Origin of the sequence: Methylobacterium sp. EM32 (genome assembly GCF_040593685.1) — a bacterium.
Taxonomy (GTDB): domain Bacteria; phylum Pseudomonadota; class Alphaproteobacteria; order Rhizobiales; family Beijerinckiaceae; genus Methylobacterium.
This window is the reverse complement of record NZ_JBEXZS010000145.1, coordinates 1-16521: the sequence shown is the minus strand read 5'-3', so window position 1 is coordinate 16521 and position 16521 is coordinate 1. Positions and strand designations below refer to the sequence as shown.

At 71.8% G+C, this 16521-nt stretch carries 15 protein-coding genes; 7 read left to right on the top strand and 8 right to left on the bottom strand.

All coding sequences use genetic code 11. The features are described 5' to 3' along the window. Positions 1 to 22: 22 nt before the first annotated feature. From ABZT49_RS19140 to glpK, 4 genes are all read left to right on the top strand, one after another. Positions 23 to 1768, top strand: coding sequence for an ABC transporter substrate-binding protein (locus ABZT49_RS19140; RefSeq protein WP_355288028.1), 1746 nt, complete (start codon positions 23 to 25; stop codon positions 1766 to 1768). A gap of 93 nt (positions 1769 to 1861) precedes the next feature. Next, positions 1862 to 2101 carry a type II toxin-antitoxin system Phd/YefM family antitoxin gene (locus ABZT49_RS19135; protein ID WP_109970440.1) on the top strand — a complete coding sequence of 80 codons (240 nt, stop codon included), beginning with the start codon at positions 1862 to 1864 and terminating at the stop codon, positions 2099 to 2101. Next, a complete protein-coding gene (locus ABZT49_RS19130; protein WP_355288025.1) occupies positions 2098 to 2532 on the top strand; it encodes a type II toxin-antitoxin system VapC family toxin in 435 nt (144 codons plus the stop codon). The genes ABZT49_RS19135 and ABZT49_RS19130 overlap by 4 nt, the downstream gene beginning before the upstream one ends. Positions 2533 to 2557: 25 nt before the next feature. Then, complete coding sequence (gene glpK / locus ABZT49_RS19125; protein ID WP_355288023.1) at positions 2558 to 4051, top strand: glycerol kinase GlpK; 1494 nt, start codon at positions 2558 to 2560, stop codon at positions 4049 to 4051. Between the two features lie 224 nt (positions 4052 to 4275). Here the strand turns inward: glpK and ABZT49_RS19120 are convergent, their stop codons facing one another. Together ABZT49_RS19120 and ABZT49_RS19115 are read right to left on the bottom strand one after the other, a co-directional pair. Then, positions 4276 to 5142: an NAD(P)-dependent oxidoreductase gene (locus ABZT49_RS19120; RefSeq protein WP_355288021.1), complete on the bottom strand. Its 867-nt coding sequence runs from the start codon at positions 5140 to 5142 to the stop codon at positions 4276 to 4278. Between the two features lie 117 nt (positions 5143 to 5259). Further along, positions 5260 to 6060, bottom strand: coding sequence for a transporter substrate-binding domain-containing protein (locus tag ABZT49_RS19115; protein WP_355288019.1), 801 nt, complete (start codon positions 6058 to 6060; stop codon positions 5260 to 5262). A 159-nt stretch (positions 6061 to 6219) separates the two neighbouring features. Here ABZT49_RS19115 and ABZT49_RS19110 point away from each other — a divergent pair, with 159 nt between their 5' ends. After that, positions 6220 to 7956: a chemotaxis protein gene (locus tag ABZT49_RS19110; protein WP_355288017.1), complete on the top strand. Its 1737-nt coding sequence runs from the start codon at positions 6220 to 6222 to the stop codon at positions 7954 to 7956. Between the two features lie 228 nt (positions 7957 to 8184). Here ABZT49_RS19110 and moaA read toward each other — a convergent pair whose 3' ends face one another. Beyond that, positions 8185 to 9234 carry a GTP 3',8-cyclase MoaA gene (moaA, locus tag ABZT49_RS19105; protein ID WP_355288015.1) on the bottom strand — a complete coding sequence of 350 codons (1050 nt, stop codon included), beginning with the start codon at positions 9232 to 9234 and terminating at the stop codon, positions 8185 to 8187. Positions 9235 to 9358: 124 nt separating this feature from the next. Here moaA and ABZT49_RS19100 point away from each other — a divergent pair, with 124 nt between their 5' ends. Continuing rightward, entirely contained in the window at positions 9359 to 9763 is a 405-nt protein-coding gene (locus ABZT49_RS19100) for a DUF971 domain-containing protein (RefSeq protein WP_355288013.1), read from the top strand. Here the strand turns inward: ABZT49_RS19100 and ABZT49_RS19095 are convergent, their stop codons facing one another. Further along, the gene (locus ABZT49_RS19095; protein ID WP_355288011.1) at positions 9764 to 11020 is read right to left on the bottom strand and encodes an MFS transporter; all 1257 of its coding nucleotides are present in this window, start codon (positions 11018 to 11020) and stop codon (positions 9764 to 9766) included. It abuts the gene before it with no gap. Between the two features lie 17 nt (positions 11021 to 11037). After that, positions 11038 to 12357, bottom strand: a complete 1320-nt coding sequence (locus ABZT49_RS19090; RefSeq protein ID WP_355288009.1) for a tetratricopeptide repeat protein — start codon at positions 12355 to 12357, stop codon at positions 11038 to 11040. Positions 12358 to 12483: 126 nt separating this feature from the next. Between ABZT49_RS19090 and ABZT49_RS19085 the strand changes: the two genes are divergently transcribed. Then, entirely contained in the window at positions 12484 to 13278 is a 795-nt protein-coding gene (locus tag ABZT49_RS19085) for a helix-turn-helix transcriptional regulator (RefSeq protein WP_355288007.1), read from the top strand. 429 nt (positions 13279 to 13707) lie between these two features. Here ABZT49_RS19085 and ABZT49_RS19080 read toward each other — a convergent pair whose 3' ends face one another. The 3 genes from ABZT49_RS19080 to ABZT49_RS19070 all read right to left on the bottom strand — a co-directional run bounded on the left by ABZT49_RS19080 (position 13708) and on the right by ABZT49_RS19070 (position 16155). Further along, positions 13708 to 14340, bottom strand: coding sequence for a L,D-transpeptidase (locus ABZT49_RS19080; protein WP_355288005.1), 633 nt, complete (start codon positions 14338 to 14340; stop codon positions 13708 to 13710). Between the two features lie 205 nt (positions 14341 to 14545). Beyond that, positions 14546 to 15202 carry a bifunctional 4-hydroxy-2-oxoglutarate aldolase/2-dehydro-3-deoxy-phosphogluconate aldolase gene (eda, locus tag ABZT49_RS19075; protein ID WP_355288003.1) on the bottom strand — a complete coding sequence of 219 codons (657 nt, stop codon included), beginning with the start codon at positions 15200 to 15202 and terminating at the stop codon, positions 14546 to 14548. Beyond that, positions 15202 to 16155 (bottom strand): sugar kinase, encoded by a 954-nt coding sequence (locus tag ABZT49_RS19070; protein WP_355288001.1) that lies wholly within the window; start codon positions 16153 to 16155, stop codon positions 15202 to 15204. Before ABZT49_RS19070 ends, eda begins: the two co-directional genes overlap by 1 nt. Between the last annotated feature and the right edge of the window lie 366 nt (positions 16156 to 16521).

Below are 16521 nucleotides of genomic sequence, written 5' to 3'. Positions count from 1 at the left end.
CACCAGAGGGAGGACAACCAGGATGAAACGCCACGGATTGCTGACGGCCGCGAGCGCGCTGGCCCTGTGCCTCGCCGCCGGCCACGCCTTCGCCGGCATGGAGGAGGCCAAGCGCTGGGTCGATACCGAGTTCCAGCCCTCGACCCTGTCGAAGGAGGAGCAGCTCAAGGAGATGCAGTGGTTCGTCGATGCGGCGAAGCCCTTCGCCGGCATGGAGATCAACTTCGTCTCCGAGACCATCACCACGCACGAATACGAGGCCCGCACCCTCGCCAAGGCCTTCTCCGAGATCACCGGGATCAAGCTCCGCCACGACCTCCTGCAGGAGGGCGACGTCGTGGAGAAGATCCAGACCCAGATGCAGTCGGGCAAGAACATCTACGACGGCTGGATCAACGATTCCGACCTCGTCGGCACCCATTTCCGCTACGGCCAGACCGTGGCGCTCTCCGACTTCATGAAGGGCGAGGCCAAGGACGTCACCTCGCCGACCCTCGACCTTGACGATTTCATCGGCAAGTCCTTCGGCACCGGCCCGGACGGCAAGCTCTACCAGCTGCCCGACCAGCAATTCGCCAACCTGTACTGGTTCCGCTACGACTGGTTCACCCGCGCCGACCTCAAGGAGAAGTTCAAGGCCAAGTACGGCTACGAGCTCGGCGTGCCGGTCAACTGGTCGGCCTACGAGGACATCGCCGACTTCTTCACCAATGACGTGAAGGAGATCGACGGCGTCAAGGTCTATGGTCACATGGACTACGGCAAGAAGGACCCGTCGCTCGGCTGGCGCTTCACCGATGCGTGGCTGTCGATGGCCGGCAACGGCGACCGGGGCATTCCGAACGGCAAGCCGGTCGACGAGTGGGGCATCCGCATGGAGGGCTGCCGCCCGGTCGGCTCCTCGATCGAGCGCGGCGGCGACACCAACGGCCCGGCGGCGGTCTATTCCGTCACCAAATACGTCGAGTGGCTGAAGAAGTACGCCCCGCCGCAGGCCGCCGGCATGACCTTCTCGGAGTCGGGTCCCGTCCCGTCGCAGGGCAACGTCGCCCAGCAGATGTTCTGGTACACCGCCTTCACCGCCGACATGGTGAAGCCCGGTCTCCCGGTCATGAACCAGGACGGCACGCCGAAGTGGCGCATGGCGCCCTCGCCGAAGGGCCCGTACTGGAAGGACGGCATGAAGCTCGGCTACCAGGATGCCGGCTCGCTCACCCTCCTGAAGTCGACCCCCCTCGACCGGCGCAAGGCGGCCTGGCTCTACCAGCAGTTCATCGTCTCGAAGACGGTCAGCCTGAAGAAGAGCCATGTCGGCCTCACCTTCATCCGTGAGAGCGACATCTGGGACAAGTCCTTCACCGAGCGGGCGCCGAAGCTCGGCGGCCTGGTCGAGTTCTACCGCTCGCCGGCCCGCACGCAGTGGACCCCGACCGGCGTGAACGTGCCGGACTACCCCAAGCTCGCGCAGCTGTGGTGGCAGAACATCGGCGACGCCTCCTCGGGCGCCAAGACCCCGCAGGCGGCGATGGACGCCCTCGCCAACGCCCAGGACGACGTGATGGCGCGCCTGGAGCGCTCCAAGGTCCAGGGCGATTGCGGCCCGAAGCTGAACCCCAAGACCTCGGCCGAGCACTGGTACGAGCAGGCCAAGAAGGACGGCACGCTGGCCCCCCAGCGCAAGCTCGCCGACGAGAAGCCGAAGGGTGAGACGATCGACTACGACACCCTGATCAAGAGCTGGCCGGCCTCGCCGCCGAAGCGGGGCTGACCTTGCGGGAGCCGGGGCGAGAAGCCCCGGCTCTCCTTTCCGCGGACGGCCGGATTCCGCTATCCTGGCGGAGACGCTGCCACGGAGGTTGTCATGGCCTATTACTCGCTGGAAGATGCCATCGCCCGCCTGCCCGAACTGCTCGCCAAGGCGACGGAGGGCGAGGAGGTGATCATCACCCGCCTCGACGAGGATCTCGTTAAGCTCGTCCCGACCGAACCAAGGCCGATGACGAAGGAGGAAGTCGATTGGTTGCGCGACACCATCGTGACACCGCGTGAGCCGATCGACGCGGTCGCCCTCGTTCGCGAGATGCGGGATGAAGGCGCGTGAACCGCGTTTATTGTGACGCCAACATCGTGATCGCGATCTTCGTGCGGGAAGCCTCGTCAGCGCGTATCCAGGCTTGGGTCGCCGACCCGAGCGTTGGCGTCGTCATATCGGATCTTACGGTTCTCGAATTTACATCGGCGATTTCCCGCCTTGTCCGCGAGCGCAAGCTGGACTCGGCTGAGGCTCAGTCGGTTCGCTCACGCTTCGAGTTCTGGCGGGCGGCCCTCGGCCGCCCGCTGACCATCACCCGACAGATGTTCGCGAACGCCCGCACCATCGTCGAGGACGCCGCCCTCGGTGTGCGTGGCCCGGACGCCCTGCACCTCGCGCTGCTGCAGGTCACCGGCCTGCCCTTCGCGACCTTCGACGCGCGGCTCGGCCGGGCGGCCGCCACCCTCGGCCTCGCCACGCTGGAGCCGCCACCCCTCTAACGCACCGCGCGAAAGAGCCGTCCCGATGTCCTCCCTCATCCTTGCCATCGACCAGGGCACCACCTCCTCGCGCGCCCTGCTGTTCCGCCCCGACACCTCGATCGCCGGCCTCGCCCAGGCCGAGTTCCCGCAGCACTTCCCGGCCTCGGGCTGGGTCGAGCACGAGCCGGAGGACCTCTGGCGCACCACGCTCGAGACCTGCCGGGCGGCGATGAAGCAGGCCGGGGTGACGGCGAGGGACATCGCGGCGATCGGCATCACCAACCAGCGCGAGACGACGCTGGTCTGGGACAAGCGCACCGGCGAGGCCGTGCACCGCGCCATCGTCTGGCAGGACCGGCGCTCGGCCGGGATCTGCGCCCGTCTCAAGGAGGCGGGCCACGAGCCCGCGGTGACGGCGAAGACCGGCCTGATCCTCGATCCCTACTTCTCCGGCACCAAGATCGCCTGGATCCTCGACAACGTGCCCGGCGCCCGCGCCCGGGCGGAAGCCGGCGAACTCGCCTTCGGCACGGTCGATTCGTATCTCCTGTGGCGCCTCACCGGCGGCCGGCTCCACGTCACCGACGCCACCAACGCCTCGCGCACCCTGCTCTTCGACATCCATCGCGGCGCCTGGGACGAGGAGATGATGGCGCTCCTCGGCGTGCCGGCCTCGATGCTGCCGGAGGTGCGCGATTCCTCGGGCGATTTCGGCGAGACCGACCCGGAACTGTTCGGCGCCGCGATCCCGATCCGGGGCGTCGCCGGCGACCAGCAGGCGGCGACGGTAGGCCAGGCCTGCTTCCGGCCCGGCATGGTCAAGTCGACCTACGGCACCGGGTGCTTTGCGCTCCTCAACACCGGCACCCAGCCGGTGGTCTCGAAGAACAAGCTCCTCACCACCATCGCCTACCAGCTCGACGGGAAACGCACCTACGCGCTCGAAGGCTCGATCTTCGTCGCGGGCGCGGCGGTGCAGTGGCTGCGCGACGGGCTCGGGGTGATCGACTCGGCCGCTGAGACGGGCGCGCTCGCCGAGCGGGCCGATCCGGCCCAGGACGTCTACCTCGTGCCGGCCTTCGTCGGCCTCGGCGCGCCCTACTGGGAGCCCGACGCCCGCGGCGCCCTGTTCGGGCTGACCCGCGGCACCGGCCCCGCCGAGCTCGCCCGCGCGGCGCTCGAGAGCGTCTGCTACCAAACCGCCGACCTGCTCGCCGCCATGCGGGCCGACTGGCCGGACGGGGAGGGAAGCGCCACGGTGCTGCGGGTCGATGGCGGCATGGTCGCCTCGGACTGGACGATGCAGCGCCTCGCCGACCTGCTGGCCGCCCCCGTCGACCGGCCCGAGGTGAAGGAGACCACGGCTTTGGGCGCGGCCTACCTCGCGGGTCTCGCCTGCGGCCTCTACCCCGAGCCCGAGCACTTCGCCGACCATTGGCGCCTGGAGCGCCGCTTCGCCCCGGCGATGGAGCCGACCCTGCGCGAGCGCCGGCTCGCCGGCTGGCGCAAGGCGGTGAGCTGTCTGGTGGGGAAGTAGGGACGGCATTTTCCGTCCCGGTCCAAAACTCTCCACGTCATCCCGGGGCCGCGCAGCGGAACCCGGGATCCATAAACGCTGACGGCCCGGAAGAAAGCGGTGCGCGATCCGCCTCGTTCTGCGTCGTCAGCGGTTATGGATCCCGGGTTCCCGGCTGCGCCGGGCCCCGGGATGACGATAGAGTCTAGGATTGCACGCGGCCGGCCCTGCCGACCGCGGCGCTCTTACTTCTCCAGCCGGGCGATCAGGCTCGACGTGTCCCAGCGCCCGCCGCCCATGCTCTGCACCTCGGCGTAGAACTGGTCGACGAGAGCCGTCACCGGCAGCTTCGCCTTGTTGCTGCGGGCTTCCGCCAGCACGATCGACAGGTCCTTTCGCATCCAGTCGACGGCGAAGCCGAAATCGAATTTGCCCTGGTTCATGGTCTTGCCGCGGTTCTCCATCTGCCAGGAGCCGGCAGCGCCCTTGGAGATCACGTCGAGCACCGCCTCGATGTCGAGCCCGGCCTGCTTGCCGAAATGCACCGCCTCCGACAGGCCTTGGACCAGGCCGGCGATGCAGATCTGGTTCATCATCTTGGCGAGCTGGCCGGCGCCGACGGGCCCCAGCAGCCGGCAGGCGCGGGCGTAGGAGGCGATCACCGGCTCGACCCGGGCGAAGGTGTCGGCGTCGCCGCCGCACATCACCGTGAGCACGCCGTTCTCGGCGCCGGCCTGGCCGCCCGAGACCGGCGCGTCGATGAAGCCGAAGCCGGCCTTCTCCGCGGCGGCCGACAGCTCGCGGGCGACTTCCGCCGAGGCGGTGGTGTGGTCGACGAAGACGGTGCCCTTGCCCATCGCCGCGAAGGCGCCGTCCGGTCCGGTCGTGACCGAGCGCAGGTCGTCGTCGTTGCCGACGCAGGCGAAGACGATCTCCTGGCCTTCCGCCGCCTCGCGGGGCGTCGCCGCGGCCTTGCCGCCGTGAGCCTGGACCCAGGCATCCGCCTTGGCCTTGGTGCGGTTGTAGACCGTGACGTCGTGACCCTTGGCGGCGAGGTGCCGGGCCATCGGGCCGCCCATCACGCCGAGACCCAGAAACGCGACCTTTGCCATGCGTTCATCCTCCCACGCCGTTGTCCCGGCGATCGGCCCCCGGTGTAGTGAGCCGGCCCGCCGCCCGTCAAACCGGTTCGCCTCTTCTACGAACGAGATCGTTCGTGGCGAGGAGCGTCACTTCGTGTCGAACGGGATGAACTTCGCCCGGAGGCGGTCGTAGCGCCCGTCGGCGACGAGCGCCGCGAGCGCCTTGTCGAATGCGTCGCGCAACGCGCCGTCGCCCTTGCGCAGGCCGATCCCGAACCCCTCGCCGAGGATGGGCTCGCCCGCCGGCACGTCGCCGACGAGGCGGCAGCAGGCCTCGCCCTCGGGCCTGCCGAGAAAGGTCGCGAGGTCGAGCTTGTCGCCGAGCACGACGTCGACCCGGCCGGCGCGCAGGTCGAGGGTCGCGTCGGCGAGGGTGTCGAAGGTGCGGATCTCGGCGCCCGGCACCCGCTGCTCCAGGAAGGCGACCTGCGGCCCATGCGCCGCGACGCCGATCGTGCGGCCCTTGAGAGCCGCCGGGCTCACGGTCGGCAGCGAGGTGTCCCGCCGGGCCACGTAGGCGAAGGGGATCCGGAGATAAGGCCGGGTGAAGGCGATGCGGGCGGCGCGCTTCGGGGTGATCGCCATCGCCGCCATGATGGCGTCGTACTCGCCGGCCTCCAGGCCCTTGATGATGCCGTCCCATTGGTGGAGCACGATCGTGCAGGTGAGCTTGGCCTCGGCGCACAGGGCCTGGGCCAGCTCGACCTCGAACCCCGCCGGCTTGCCGTCCTCGACATAGTTGAACGGCGGGTGGCCGCCCTCGGTGGCGATGCGCACGGGGGAGGGGAGAGGGGCGGGGGCCTGCTGCGTGGCAGGGGCGTCCTCGGCGAGGGCCGGCCCGGCGGCCAGCAGCGACAGGAGCAGGAGGCGGGCGAGCAGGCGGCTCATCCGGCGGCGGTCTCTCGTGGCAGGATAGCGGATCGAACGGGGCCGGACCCTGCCACGGCCGCGCCTGCCGGCGCAACTCGCGCGTCGGACCCGCACTGGCGGCGGTGACGCTTCGTCAGGGTTAACTGGCCTTTAAGCGCGGCGCGCTCTGATCCGGCCATGCGCCTGAGCTTCCGCCCGCCCCACCCGTCCCGCGACCGCGCCGACGCGGTCGAGATCCTGCCGCCGCTCCCCGTCGGGCCGGCGATCGAGGGGCCGGCCGAGGGATCCGGGCGCGATGCCGGCCGGGCCGGGCGCGACGCCGTCGACCGGGTGGAGGCGGAGCTGGTCCGGGCCGCCCGCGCCGTCGGGGTCGCCGCCCGGGACGGCTGCGCCGAGACCGAGGCGGCGGCCGCGGACGCCGCCGCCCTCACCCGCGGCCTCGACGGCCTGGGAATCCGGGCCGACGCGGCGGGAGCGCGCGGCCGTGCGCTGAGCGCCGACGCCGAGATCCTCGCGGCGGAGGCGGACGGGCTCGCCGGCGTGCTGGTCCAGGCCGGCCGCCACCTGGACCGCACCGACCAGCAGAGCCGGGTGCTCGAAGCCGAGATAGGAAGCGCCGCGCAGGAGGCCGCCCGCGTCGTCGAGGCGGTAGCGACCCTGGCGCGGCAGGCCAACCGCCTCGCCCTCAACGCCACCGTCGAAGCGGCCCGCGCCGGCGCGGGCGGCGGGCCGCTCTGGCAGGCGGCCGAGGAATTCAGGCTGCTGTCGGCCGATGCCGCCCGGGCGGTGGAGGAGGTGCGTGCCTTGAGCCGCCGTCTCTCCGGCCCCGGGGCGGTGGCGATGGGCAGCGTCGCGACCTCGCTCGCCTGCCTGCGCCCGGCCTTCGCCACCACCGGTTCGGCAGCCGAGGCGCAAGCCGCCTCCGCCCGGCGCCTCTCCGACGGGGCCCGGGACCTCGCCGAGGTCACCGACGACCTCGGCCGGGAGGCCGCTCTGGCCACAGTCGCCGCCGGCGAGGCGGCCCGGCGCATGGAGGCGGCCCGCTCCGTCGGCGCCGGCGTCGCCGGCCTCGCCGGGGGGCTCGCCGGGCGCACCGTCGCGTCGCTGCGCCAGGCGGAGATCGGCGACCGGCGGGTGCACGACCGTTATCCGGTCGACCTCGCGGCGCGGGTCGGCAATTGGGGCCTCGGGCGGGTGCTCGACCTGAGCCGGGGCGGCCTGCTCCTGACCCCGCCGGAGGGCTGCGGCGCGGCGGTTGGCGCTCGGCTCTCCCTCGACCTGCGCGGCATCGGCCGGATGCAGGTGCGGGTCGTCGGCGCGAGCCCGCGCGGCCTGCATTGCGCGCTCGGTGACGCCGTATCGGACGCGCGGATGCGCGACGCCCTGGTGGCGATCGAGGAGGAGAACCGGCCGCTGATCGCGGCGGTGCTGGGCGGGGCCGCCTCGGTCGGCACGGCCCTGGAGCAGGCGCTGGCCGCGGGCCGGCTCGCGCATCACGCCCTGTTCGACACCACCTACCGCCCGGTCGCCGGCATCGAGCCGCCGCACTACCTCACCGCCGCCGTGCCGGCGCTCGAGGACATCCTGCCGCCGATCCTCGAGCCGCTGCTCCTGGCTGACGCGCGCACGGCGTTCTGCATCGCGGTCGACCGCAACGGCTACGCCCCGGTCTACAACCGCGCCCAGGCCCAGGCGCCGCGGGCCGGCGACCCGGCCTGGAACGCCCTCCACGCCCGCCAGCGCCGGCTCTACGACGACCGCATCGGGTTGTCCGCCGCCCGCTCGACCCGGGCCTTCCTGGTCCAGGCCTGCCCGCAGGACGAGGCCGGCCGCCAGCCGTTGCGCGAGGTATCGAGCCCGATCCGGGTGCATGGGCGGCACTGGGGGGCGTTGCGGATGGGATTTCGGATCTGAGCGCCCGTCTGGGTTTCTCCGAATTTTTTGACATCCACAGGGTCATTCCGGGGCCGCGCAGCGGAGCCCGGAATCCAGAAGCACAGGTGGTCGACAACGAAGCGGACCGCGTGTCGCTCTCTTCTAAACGTCCTGCGTGTCTGGATTCCGGGCTCCGCTGCGCGGCCCCGGAATGACGAGGAGGGTGTCAGCCTCGTCGCGCGAGTCGATTCGGCCTCGACCCGGAGCCTACCCCCCCGTCGTGCTCATGTGCCGCGGCACCGCCGGCTTCGCCGCACGGGCGATGACGAAGTCGTGGCCCTTCGGCTTGCGGGTGATCGCCTCCCTGATCGCCTCGGCCACCACCGCGTCGTCGGGGGAGGCGCGGAGCGCCGCCCGCAGGTCGGCGGCGTCCTCCTGGCCGAGGCACAGATAAAGCTGGCCGGTGCAGGTCAGGCGCACCCGGTTGCAGCTCTCGCAGAAATTGTGGGTGAGCGGCGTGATGAAGCCGAGGCGTCCGCCGGTCTCCTCCACCCGCACGTAGCGGGCGGGACCGCCGGTGCGGTCGGGGAGCGGGGTGAGAGTGAGGCGCTCCGACAGGCGCTCGCGCACCACCGAGAGCGGCAGGAACTGGTCGACGCGGTCCGGCTCGATGTCGCCGAGCGGCATCACCTCGATCAGCGTCATCTCCATGCCGAGCCCGTGGGCCCAGGCGAGCATCGACGGGATCTCGTCCTCGTTGACGCCCTTGAGCGCCACGGCGTTGATCTTGACCTTGAGCCCCGCCTCGCGCGCCGCCGCGATGCCGTCGAGCACCGTCTCGAGATCGCCGCGCCGGGTGATCGCCCGGAACTTGTCCGGGTCGAGCGTGTCGAGCGAGACGTTGATCCGGCGCATGCCGAGATCCGCCAGCTCGGCGGCGTGCTGGCGCAGGCGCGTGCCGTTGGTGGTGAGCGTCATCTCCTCCAGCGCCCCGGAGGCGAGGTGGCGCGAGAGGTTTTTGAACAGCCGCATGATGTCCCGGCGCACCAGCGGCTCGCCGCCGGTGATCCGGAGCTTGCGCACGCCGCGCTCGACGAAGACCGAGCAGACCCGGTCCAGCTCCTCCAGGGTGAGCAGGTCGCGCTTGGGCAGGAACGTCATGTCCTCGGACATGCAATAGACGCAGCGCAGGTCGCAGCGGTCGGTCACCGAGACGCGCAGGTAGGTGATCGCGCGCTGGAACGGATCGATCAGCGGCGCCGGCCGCGCCGGCACGGGCACGGCCGGCATCGGATCGTCGGTACGGGGACCCCACATGCGAACACAATCCTCGGGGCTTAAATTCTGCGGGACTTGGGCTCTGGCGGCCGGCTGTCGGCCTGCATATGAGCGCTTGCGGGACCACGGGCAAGTTGTGCCAGAGGCGAGGGAGACGCAACCCATGACCGAGGCTCATAGGACCGACCAGGCGGCAGACCAGGCCGATTGGCCGACCGAGATCCGGCTGTCGCGCGACAAGCGCACGCTCCACGTCGCCTTCGCCAGCGGCGCGGCCTACGCCCTGCCGGCGGAGTACCTGCGGGTCGAGAGCCCCTCGGCCGAGGTCCAGGGCCACGCGCCCTCGGAGCGCAAATGGCTGCCGGGGAAGCGCGAGGTCGAGATCCTGGCGGTGGCCCCGGTCGGCAACTACGCCGTCAAGCTCACCTTCGACGACATGCACGATACCGGGATCTACGCCTTCGACTTCCTGCGCCGCCTCGGCGAGGAGCAGGCGGAGCGCTTCGCCCGCTACGAGGAGGAACTGGCCGCGCGAGGTTTGAGCCGGGAGCCGGCGAAGCGGCGGTGATCAGCCCTCCGCCACGCGCACGGGCCGCGACGCCGCCGACAGGCTGAGCGCCGCGACCGCGACGGCCAATGGCGCGAATGACACCCACAGCACCACGTCCCAGCCGTAGCGCGCCAGCAGCCCGCCGGAGGAGAACGACCCGACCGCCATCGTGCCGAACACCACGAAGTCGTTGAGCGACTGCACCCGGGTCCGCTCCTCCGGCCGGTGGCACTCGAGCACCATCGCGGAGGCACCGACGAAGCCGAAGTTCCAGCCCAGCCCGAGCAGGACCAGGAAGGCCCAGAAATGGGCGAGGTCCAGCCCCGACAGCCCGACGAAGGCCGCGACCGCGGTGAGCGACAGCCCCGCCGCCACGACGCGCGAGGCGCCGAACCGCGCGATCAGCCGCCCGGTGAAGAAGCTCGGGGCGTACATGGCGATGACGTGCCATTGCAGGCCGAGATTGGCGTCGTCCTGCGTGAAGCCGCACAGGTGCATCGCCAGCGGCGCGGCGGTCATCAGGAAGTTCATCAGGAGGTAGGACACCACCCCGCACAGGACGGCGGTGACGAAGCGGGGCTGGCGGGCGATCTCAGGCAGCGGGCGCCCGCCGGAGAGGTCGGCTGGCGTCGGCTTCGGCAGCCGCACGCCGATCAACACCACGGCCGACAGGGCCGCGACCGCCGCTTGAGCCAGGAACGTGGCGGCGAAGGCGTGGGCCGGCCACAGCGACATGGTGTGGCTGACGAGCTGCGGCCCGATGACGCCCGCAAAAACCCCGCCGGCCATGACGGCGGACAGCGCCCGCGGCCTCCGCTCCGGCGCGACGCAATCGGCGGCGGCGAAGCGGAAAGACAGCACCACCGCGGCGTAGGCCCCGCCGAAGAAGGTCGCGACGCAGAACAGCCAGAACGAGGACAGGACGACCGCGAGCGCCGCCAGGAGCCCGACGAGCACGCCGCTTGCCGTGCCGGCCAGGAACGCCGTGCGGCGGCCATAAGCCCGTGCGATGCGCCCGGCCGGCAGGGTACAGGCGGCCATGCCGACGACGAAGATCGAGATCGGCAGGGTGGCAAAGGCGGGGCTCGGCGCCAACTGGCTGCCGATCACCGCCCCGGTGGCGTAGACCACGACCGAGTTGGCGCCGGCGAGCGCCTGGGCGAGGGCGAGGCGTAGGACGTTGCCGGTGCCGGTGCCGGTGCCGGTGCCGGTCTCGGCGCGGACGGGGGCTCCGGGCAAGGACTCTTCAGGAAGGGCGGCGGCGGGGTTGGACATTTCTCTCGTCTCGGGTGTCAGGCGGTGAGCTGGGCCTGCCAGCGCGCGTCGCGCGGCGAGGGGCGGCGGTGGAGGCGCCGGTCGAGGAGGGTGTGGGCCTTCGCGGTCTCGCCGGCGCGCATCAGGGCGACGAGGAGCGTGTCCTCGATCACCTCGCGCTGGGCGCCGCTGCCGCCGATGCGCACGACCTCGGCCGCGACCGGTTCGAGGATCCGCGCGCAAGCACCGTAATCCTCCTCCGCGAAGGCGAGGGCCGCCCGGCAGATCGCCGGCACCACCGGCCCCGCCGCCAGCGTCCCCGCCTCGACGAGGCCGGTGAGCGCGTCGATGCGCGTTTCCGCCGCCGCGCGGTCGCCGGTCGCGGCGGCGAGCAGGCCCATATGCGCGTCGGCGAAGCCGAAGCCCGCTTTGGCAAAGTACGGTGCGGCATAGGCCCGGACCTCGTCCCACAGGCCGGCCGGGACCGCGTGCCCGTAAGCCGCGAGCCGCCAGAGCAGCGAGACCGTGTCGGTGATCACGTTGAGCGACAGGCCCGCGGTCACCCCGGGCCGGACGTGGTCCGCGTAGATCGCCAGCGCCCCGTCCGGGTCGCCGCGTTCCAAGGCCGCGAGCGCCGCGTGCCAGGCGATGTGGCCGTGCAGGATGCCCGAGCGGTCGTAATCCGGCAGCCACCCGGCGATCAGCGCCTCGGCCTCGGGGCCGGCCCCGTCCTCGAACAGGGCGTGCGAGAGGGCGTGGGCGCCGTTGGCGTTCTCGCGCCGCAGGGCAAAACCCTGCTCGGCGAGCGCCCGCCCACGAGCGACCGCGCCGTTCTCGGTGTGGGCCCAGCCGCGATAGGTCGTGAACCACCAGTCGTCCGCGTCGTAGGCGTGGGCGTGGCGCTCACAGAGATCGACCCGGGCCTGGTCGTGGTCGGGCCGGCCGGAGAAGGCCAGGAGCCCGAAGGCGCCGAGCGGCAGCGACAGGATCAGGGCGTCCCGCGGCCAGGACTCGGCGTGGGCCAACGCCCGTGCCAGAGCCTGCTCCGACTGGCCGTCAATCGCGAGCGACAGGACCGCGACGTGGCTGCGCTCCCGCTCGGTCCCGCCCCGCGCCACGCATTCGGCGGCCTTCGTGATGCAGGCCCGCGCCGCGCGCGATTCGGTGCGCATCGCGTGCAGGCGGGCCCGGGCGGCGTGGGCCAGGGCGAAGCCGGGATCCTCCGCGATCGCCGCGTCGAGGGCGTCCGCGGCGCCCGGCCAGGCGGCGAGCAGGAGGTCGATGCCGGCGCGGTAGCGCTCGGCGGCGCGGTCGGAGCGGGTCGAGAGGGGCAGGCCGCGGCGGTCGTTGTGGCCCATGATGGTGTTCTTCTCTGGTGAAGGCCTGCGGCAGCAGAATTCTTCTCCTGCATAACGGAGCGCCGGCTGTCCGTATTTCGACGGGGCGCCAATCCGTGTAGACTGGCCGCCAATCTGGAGCCCCGCATGCGGTGGGAGACGATCGAGACGCCGCCCGGAGCGGGATCGCCGCAGCCGCTGACGGTGCGGGCGCAAGCCATCCCGGCGCGCCACTCCTTCCCCGAGCACGCCCATCCCTGGCACCAGGTCGTCTACGCCATCTCGGGGGTGCTGACGGTGTCGGTGGCCGGGCGCTCCTTCGTGATCTCGCCGGAGCAGGCGGTGTGGCTGCCGACTGGGCACCGGCACCGGGTCGGATCCCTGCTCGGCGCCGAGTTCCGCAGCCTGTGGATCGCCGACGCGGCCGGGCGCGGGCTACCGGAGGACCCGACGGTGTTCGGCGTCTCGGCCCTGCTCCAGGCGCTCATCGTCGAGGCCGCCGCCATCGACGGGCAGGATGATTCCGACGGCTATGCGGGTCGTGTCGCCGGCCTGATCCTCGACCAGCTCCGCCGCGCCGCGCCGCTCCCCGGGGCGCTGCCCTGGCCGCGCGGCGGCCCGCTGACCGAATTGTGCGAGGCGCTCTACGCCGAGCCGGCCGATGCGCGGGGTCCGGAGGAATGGGGCCGGGCGCTCGGCCTGTCGGGCCGCACGCTGGCCCGCCGCTTCGAGGCCGAGCTCGGCATGAGTCTGCGCTCCTGGCGCCGGCGCCTGCGGCTGTTCAAGGCGATCGAGCTGATGGGCGGCGGGCTCGACGTGACCCGGACCGCGCTGGCGCTGGGCTACGGCTCGACCTCGGCCTTCGTCTACGCGTTCCGCAGCGACATGGGCTGCGCGCCGCAGGCCTACATGCGCGGGCGATCGGCGGGGGTGGGGGTGTGAGCGGGGCTCACCCGTTCAGAGGGTTCGCACTCTTCACCTCTCCCAGCGGGCGGAGAGAGGGCTGAACCCTCGTTCAGAGGGTTCAGCGAGCCCGCAGGGCGGGGGTGAGGGGGTGTTTCCGGAAGAGCCTTATCCGGAGACACCCCCTAACCCTCACTCCGGCTTTCGCCTCCGCTTGCCGCATCCCCTGAACGGGGACACGGCCCTCTCCCCGCGAGAAGTCGGGCTTGCCCGACTTCGCCTGTCGCTTGCAGATCCCGGGCAAGCCCGGGATCTGTCGGGGAGAGGAGATGACCTGCGCCTTCATTCACAGGGTAGCATCCCGAGAGAGAAGGGATCGTACGTCAGACGGTGCGGATTATCCGGCGGCTTGAAATGAAAAGGCCGGCACAAGGCCGGCCTCAACCATCAAGAAGAAAACGCACCGCTTCAGCGCTGCACGATCACCTTCGTACCCACCTTGGCGCGGGTATACAGGTCCATCACGTCGTCGTTGGTCATCCGGATGCAGCCGGAGGAGACGGCGGTGCCGATGGTCTCGGGCTCGTTCGAGCCGTGGATGCGGTAGAGCGAGCCGCCGAGATACATCGCGCGGGCGCCGAGCGGGTTCTCCGGGCCGCCCTTCATGTAGCGCGGCAGGTCGGGCCGGCGCCGGATCATCTGGGCCGGCGGACGCCAATCGGGCCACTCGCGCTTCATCGAGATGCTCTGCACGCCGCCCCAGGTGAAGCCCGGGCGGCCGACGCCGACGCCGTAGCGGAGGGCCTGGCCGTTGCCGAGGACGTAGTACAGGCGGCGCTCGCCGGTCGAGACCACGATGGTGCCGGCGCCGTAGGGGCCCGAATAGGCCACCGTCTCGCGCGGGATCGGGCTCAGCTTCGGCACCGAGGCGTCGAGGGGATCGACGGACGCCGCGGCCGCGGCGGGGGACCGCACCGTCACGGTGAGCGGCTGGTCGAGGGGCTGGCGGGTGAGCGGGTCGATCTCATAGGCGGCGGCGGGCGCCGCCCAGGCGGTGACGGCGCAGACCAGCCCGGCCAGGGCGGGGACGAAGCGGCGCATGGAAGCCTCTTGGCTAAGAAAACTCGGCGGGGAAAGCGCGGGGAAGGTCGGTGCGAACGCGACCGGCACCGTACGGCGGAACCAATGGCCAAGCCGTAAACGCCCGCGTCCCAAAGCCAAGCTTAAATCCATTTCGGCTTCGCGGTTGCGAAAGCGGCGTTGTGCCCGCGCCACACCGTGGCGGCGCGGACACGTTTCTGGCGTGTTACTGCAAAGCTGCGAGGGTGCGGCGGGCCCGCTCGGTGATGGCGGAGAACTGGCCGGCGCGGATCTCGGCCTCCGGCGCCAGCCACGAGCCGCCGACCGCCGCGACGTTCGGCAGGGCGAGCCAGGCCTTGGCGTCGGCCTCGCCGATGCCCCCGGTCGGGCAGAAGCGGGCCTGCGGGAACGGCCCGCCCAGCGCCTTCAGCGCCGCCATGCCGCCCGCCGGCACGGCGGGGAAGAACTTCGCCACCGTGAAGCCGGCGGCCAGCACCTGCATCAGGTCGGAGGGCGTGGCGATGCCGGGCATGAACACCATGTCGCTGGCGGCGGCCGCCCGCAGCAGCTCCGGCGTCGCCCCGGGGCTGAGCGCGAAGCGGGCGCCGAGCGCATGGGCGGTCTCGAGGTCGGCCGGATTCAGCACCGTACCGAGGCCCACCACCGCCTCGGGCACCTCGTCCATGATCGCCCTGGCAGCGTCGCGGGCCACCGGCGTGCGCAGGGTGATCTCCAGGGTGGTGATGCCGCCCGCCACCAGGGCGCGGGCGAGCGGCACCGCGTGGGCGAGCTCCGGCACGGTGATGACGGGGATCACCGGGGACGCGGCGAGCAATGCGTCGAGGCGCTGGGCGCGGGTCTCGGTCGGGCGGGTCTCGGTCATCACGGGCGTCCCTGTTCGGTTGCAAGAGAATCCGGGGCGAGCGGCAGGCCGGGCATCGCCGCCCGGGGGATCACGGCGCCGTGATGGCCGATCACGGTGCCGGCGAGGCGGTGGCCGTGAGAGGCGGCCTCGGCGGGCGGCTTCCCGGCGAGGCGGGCCGCCATGTAGGCCGCCGCGAAGCTGTCGCCCGCCGCGGTGGTGTCGACGACCGAGTCCACGGGCGGGGCCGGCACCGTGACGTCCCCGGTCCCAGCGAGCACCCGCACGCTCGGCGGCGAGCCGCCGCCCTTCAGCACGATCTCGCAGCGGCCGTGGTGGCGCAGCACCTCCGCCTCGCCGTCGCGCCCGTACAGCCATTCGAGATCTTCGCTTGATGCGAAGATCAGGTCGGCCGCCGCCATCGCGTCGCGGAAGGCGGCTTGCGCCTTCGCCTTGTCGGGCCAGCCGCGGGGCCGGTAGTTGGTGTCGAAGGCGACCCGCCCGCCCCGGGCCTGGACCGCCCGGCAGGTCTCGGCGAGCGCCGCCCGCCCGGCCTCGCCGTAGAGTGACAGGCTGATGCCGGAGGCGTAGACGAGGTCGTAGCCCGCGAGCGCCTCCCGCGTCTCCGCGGCGCCGGGGCCGGAGAAGAGGTCGCGGGCGGCGGCGCTGTCGCGCCAGTAATGGAAGCTGCGCTCGCCGGAGGCGTCGGTGCGGATGATGTAGAGCCCCGGCATCCGCCCGGGCAGGCGCCGCACCTGACCGGTGCCGACCCCCTCGGCGGCCCAGGCCGCCAGCATCTCCTCGCTCCACGGATCGTCGCCGAGCGCCGTCACGTAATCGACCGCGACGCCGAGCCGGGCGAGATAGAGCGCGGTGTTCAGCGTATCGCCGCCGTAGCCGCGCGAGAGGCTGCCGTCGGGCCGCTCCGACAGCTCCATCATGCACTCGCCGATGCAGGCGACCCTCGTCGTCATCGTGTTCGTTCCTCTCCCCGCCGCGCCGGCGGATCGACACTTCGTCGCAAGGCCGAGGTCCCGGGGCCAAAGCCTCTATGGCCAAGACGTTGCAGAGGCCGGCTTTCTTCCCTCCCCACAAGGAGGAGGCGAGGTGCCATGTCAACGGCCGACGGCCCGCCGCGCGCCTCGGCCGCCCCGGGGTGATCTTCCCTGGAGTTAACTCTTGAACGTTCCGGAGATGACGCTAGAAGCGTTGACCTAGCGTCGCCGATGGGCGATCGCAGCGATGAGCCCGCGGCGGTTTGAGCCCGCGGCGGTTTGAGCCCGCGGCGGTTTGAGCCCGCGGCGGTTTGAGCCCGCGGCGGTTTGAGCCCGCGGCGGTTT

Coding starts and splice junctions, on each gene's coding strand:
- ABZT49_RS19140 (WP_355288028.1), top strand. CDS start 23: ATGAAACGCCACGGATTGCTGACGGCCGCGAGCGCGCTGGCCCTGTGC.
- ABZT49_RS19135 (WP_109970440.1), top strand. CDS start 1,862: ATGGCCTATTACTCGCTGGAAGATGCCATCGCCCGCCTGCCCGAACTG.
- glpK (WP_355288023.1), top strand. CDS start 2,558: ATGTCCTCCCTCATCCTTGCCATCGACCAGGGCACCACCTCCTCGCGC.
- ABZT49_RS19120 (WP_355288021.1), bottom strand. CDS start 5,142: ATGGCAAAGGTCGCGTTTCTGGGTCTCGGCGTGATGGGCGGCCCGATG.
- ABZT49_RS19115 (WP_355288019.1), bottom strand. CDS start 6,060: ATGAGCCGCCTGCTCGCCCGCCTCCTGCTCCTGTCGCTGCTGGCCGCC.
- ABZT49_RS19110 (WP_355288017.1), top strand. CDS start 6,220: ATGCGCCTGAGCTTCCGCCCGCCCCACCCGTCCCGCGACCGCGCCGAC.
- moaA (WP_355288015.1), bottom strand. CDS start 9,234: ATGTGGGGTCCCCGTACCGACGATCCGATGCCGGCCGTGCCCGTGCCG.
- ABZT49_RS19100 (WP_355288013.1), top strand. CDS start 9,359: ATGACCGAGGCTCATAGGACCGACCAGGCGGCAGACCAGGCCGATTGG.
- ABZT49_RS19095 (WP_355288011.1), bottom strand. CDS start 11,020: ATGTCCAACCCCGCCGCCGCCCTTCCTGAAGAGTCCTTGCCCGGAGCC.
- ABZT49_RS19090 (WP_355288009.1), bottom strand. CDS start 12,357: ATGGGCCACAACGACCGCCGCGGCCTGCCCCTCTCGACCCGCTCCGAC.
- ABZT49_RS19085 (WP_355288007.1), top strand. CDS start 12,484: ATGCGGTGGGAGACGATCGAGACGCCGCCCGGAGCGGGATCGCCGCAG.
- ABZT49_RS19080 (WP_355288005.1), bottom strand. CDS start 14,340: ATGCGCCGCTTCGTCCCCGCCCTGGCCGGGCTGGTCTGCGCCGTCACC.
- eda (WP_355288003.1), bottom strand. CDS start 15,202: ATGACCGAGACCCGCCCGACCGAGACCCGCGCCCAGCGCCTCGACGCA.
- ABZT49_RS19070 (WP_355288001.1), bottom strand. CDS start 16,155: ATGACGACGAGGGTCGCCTGCATCGGCGAGTGCATGATGGAGCTGTCG.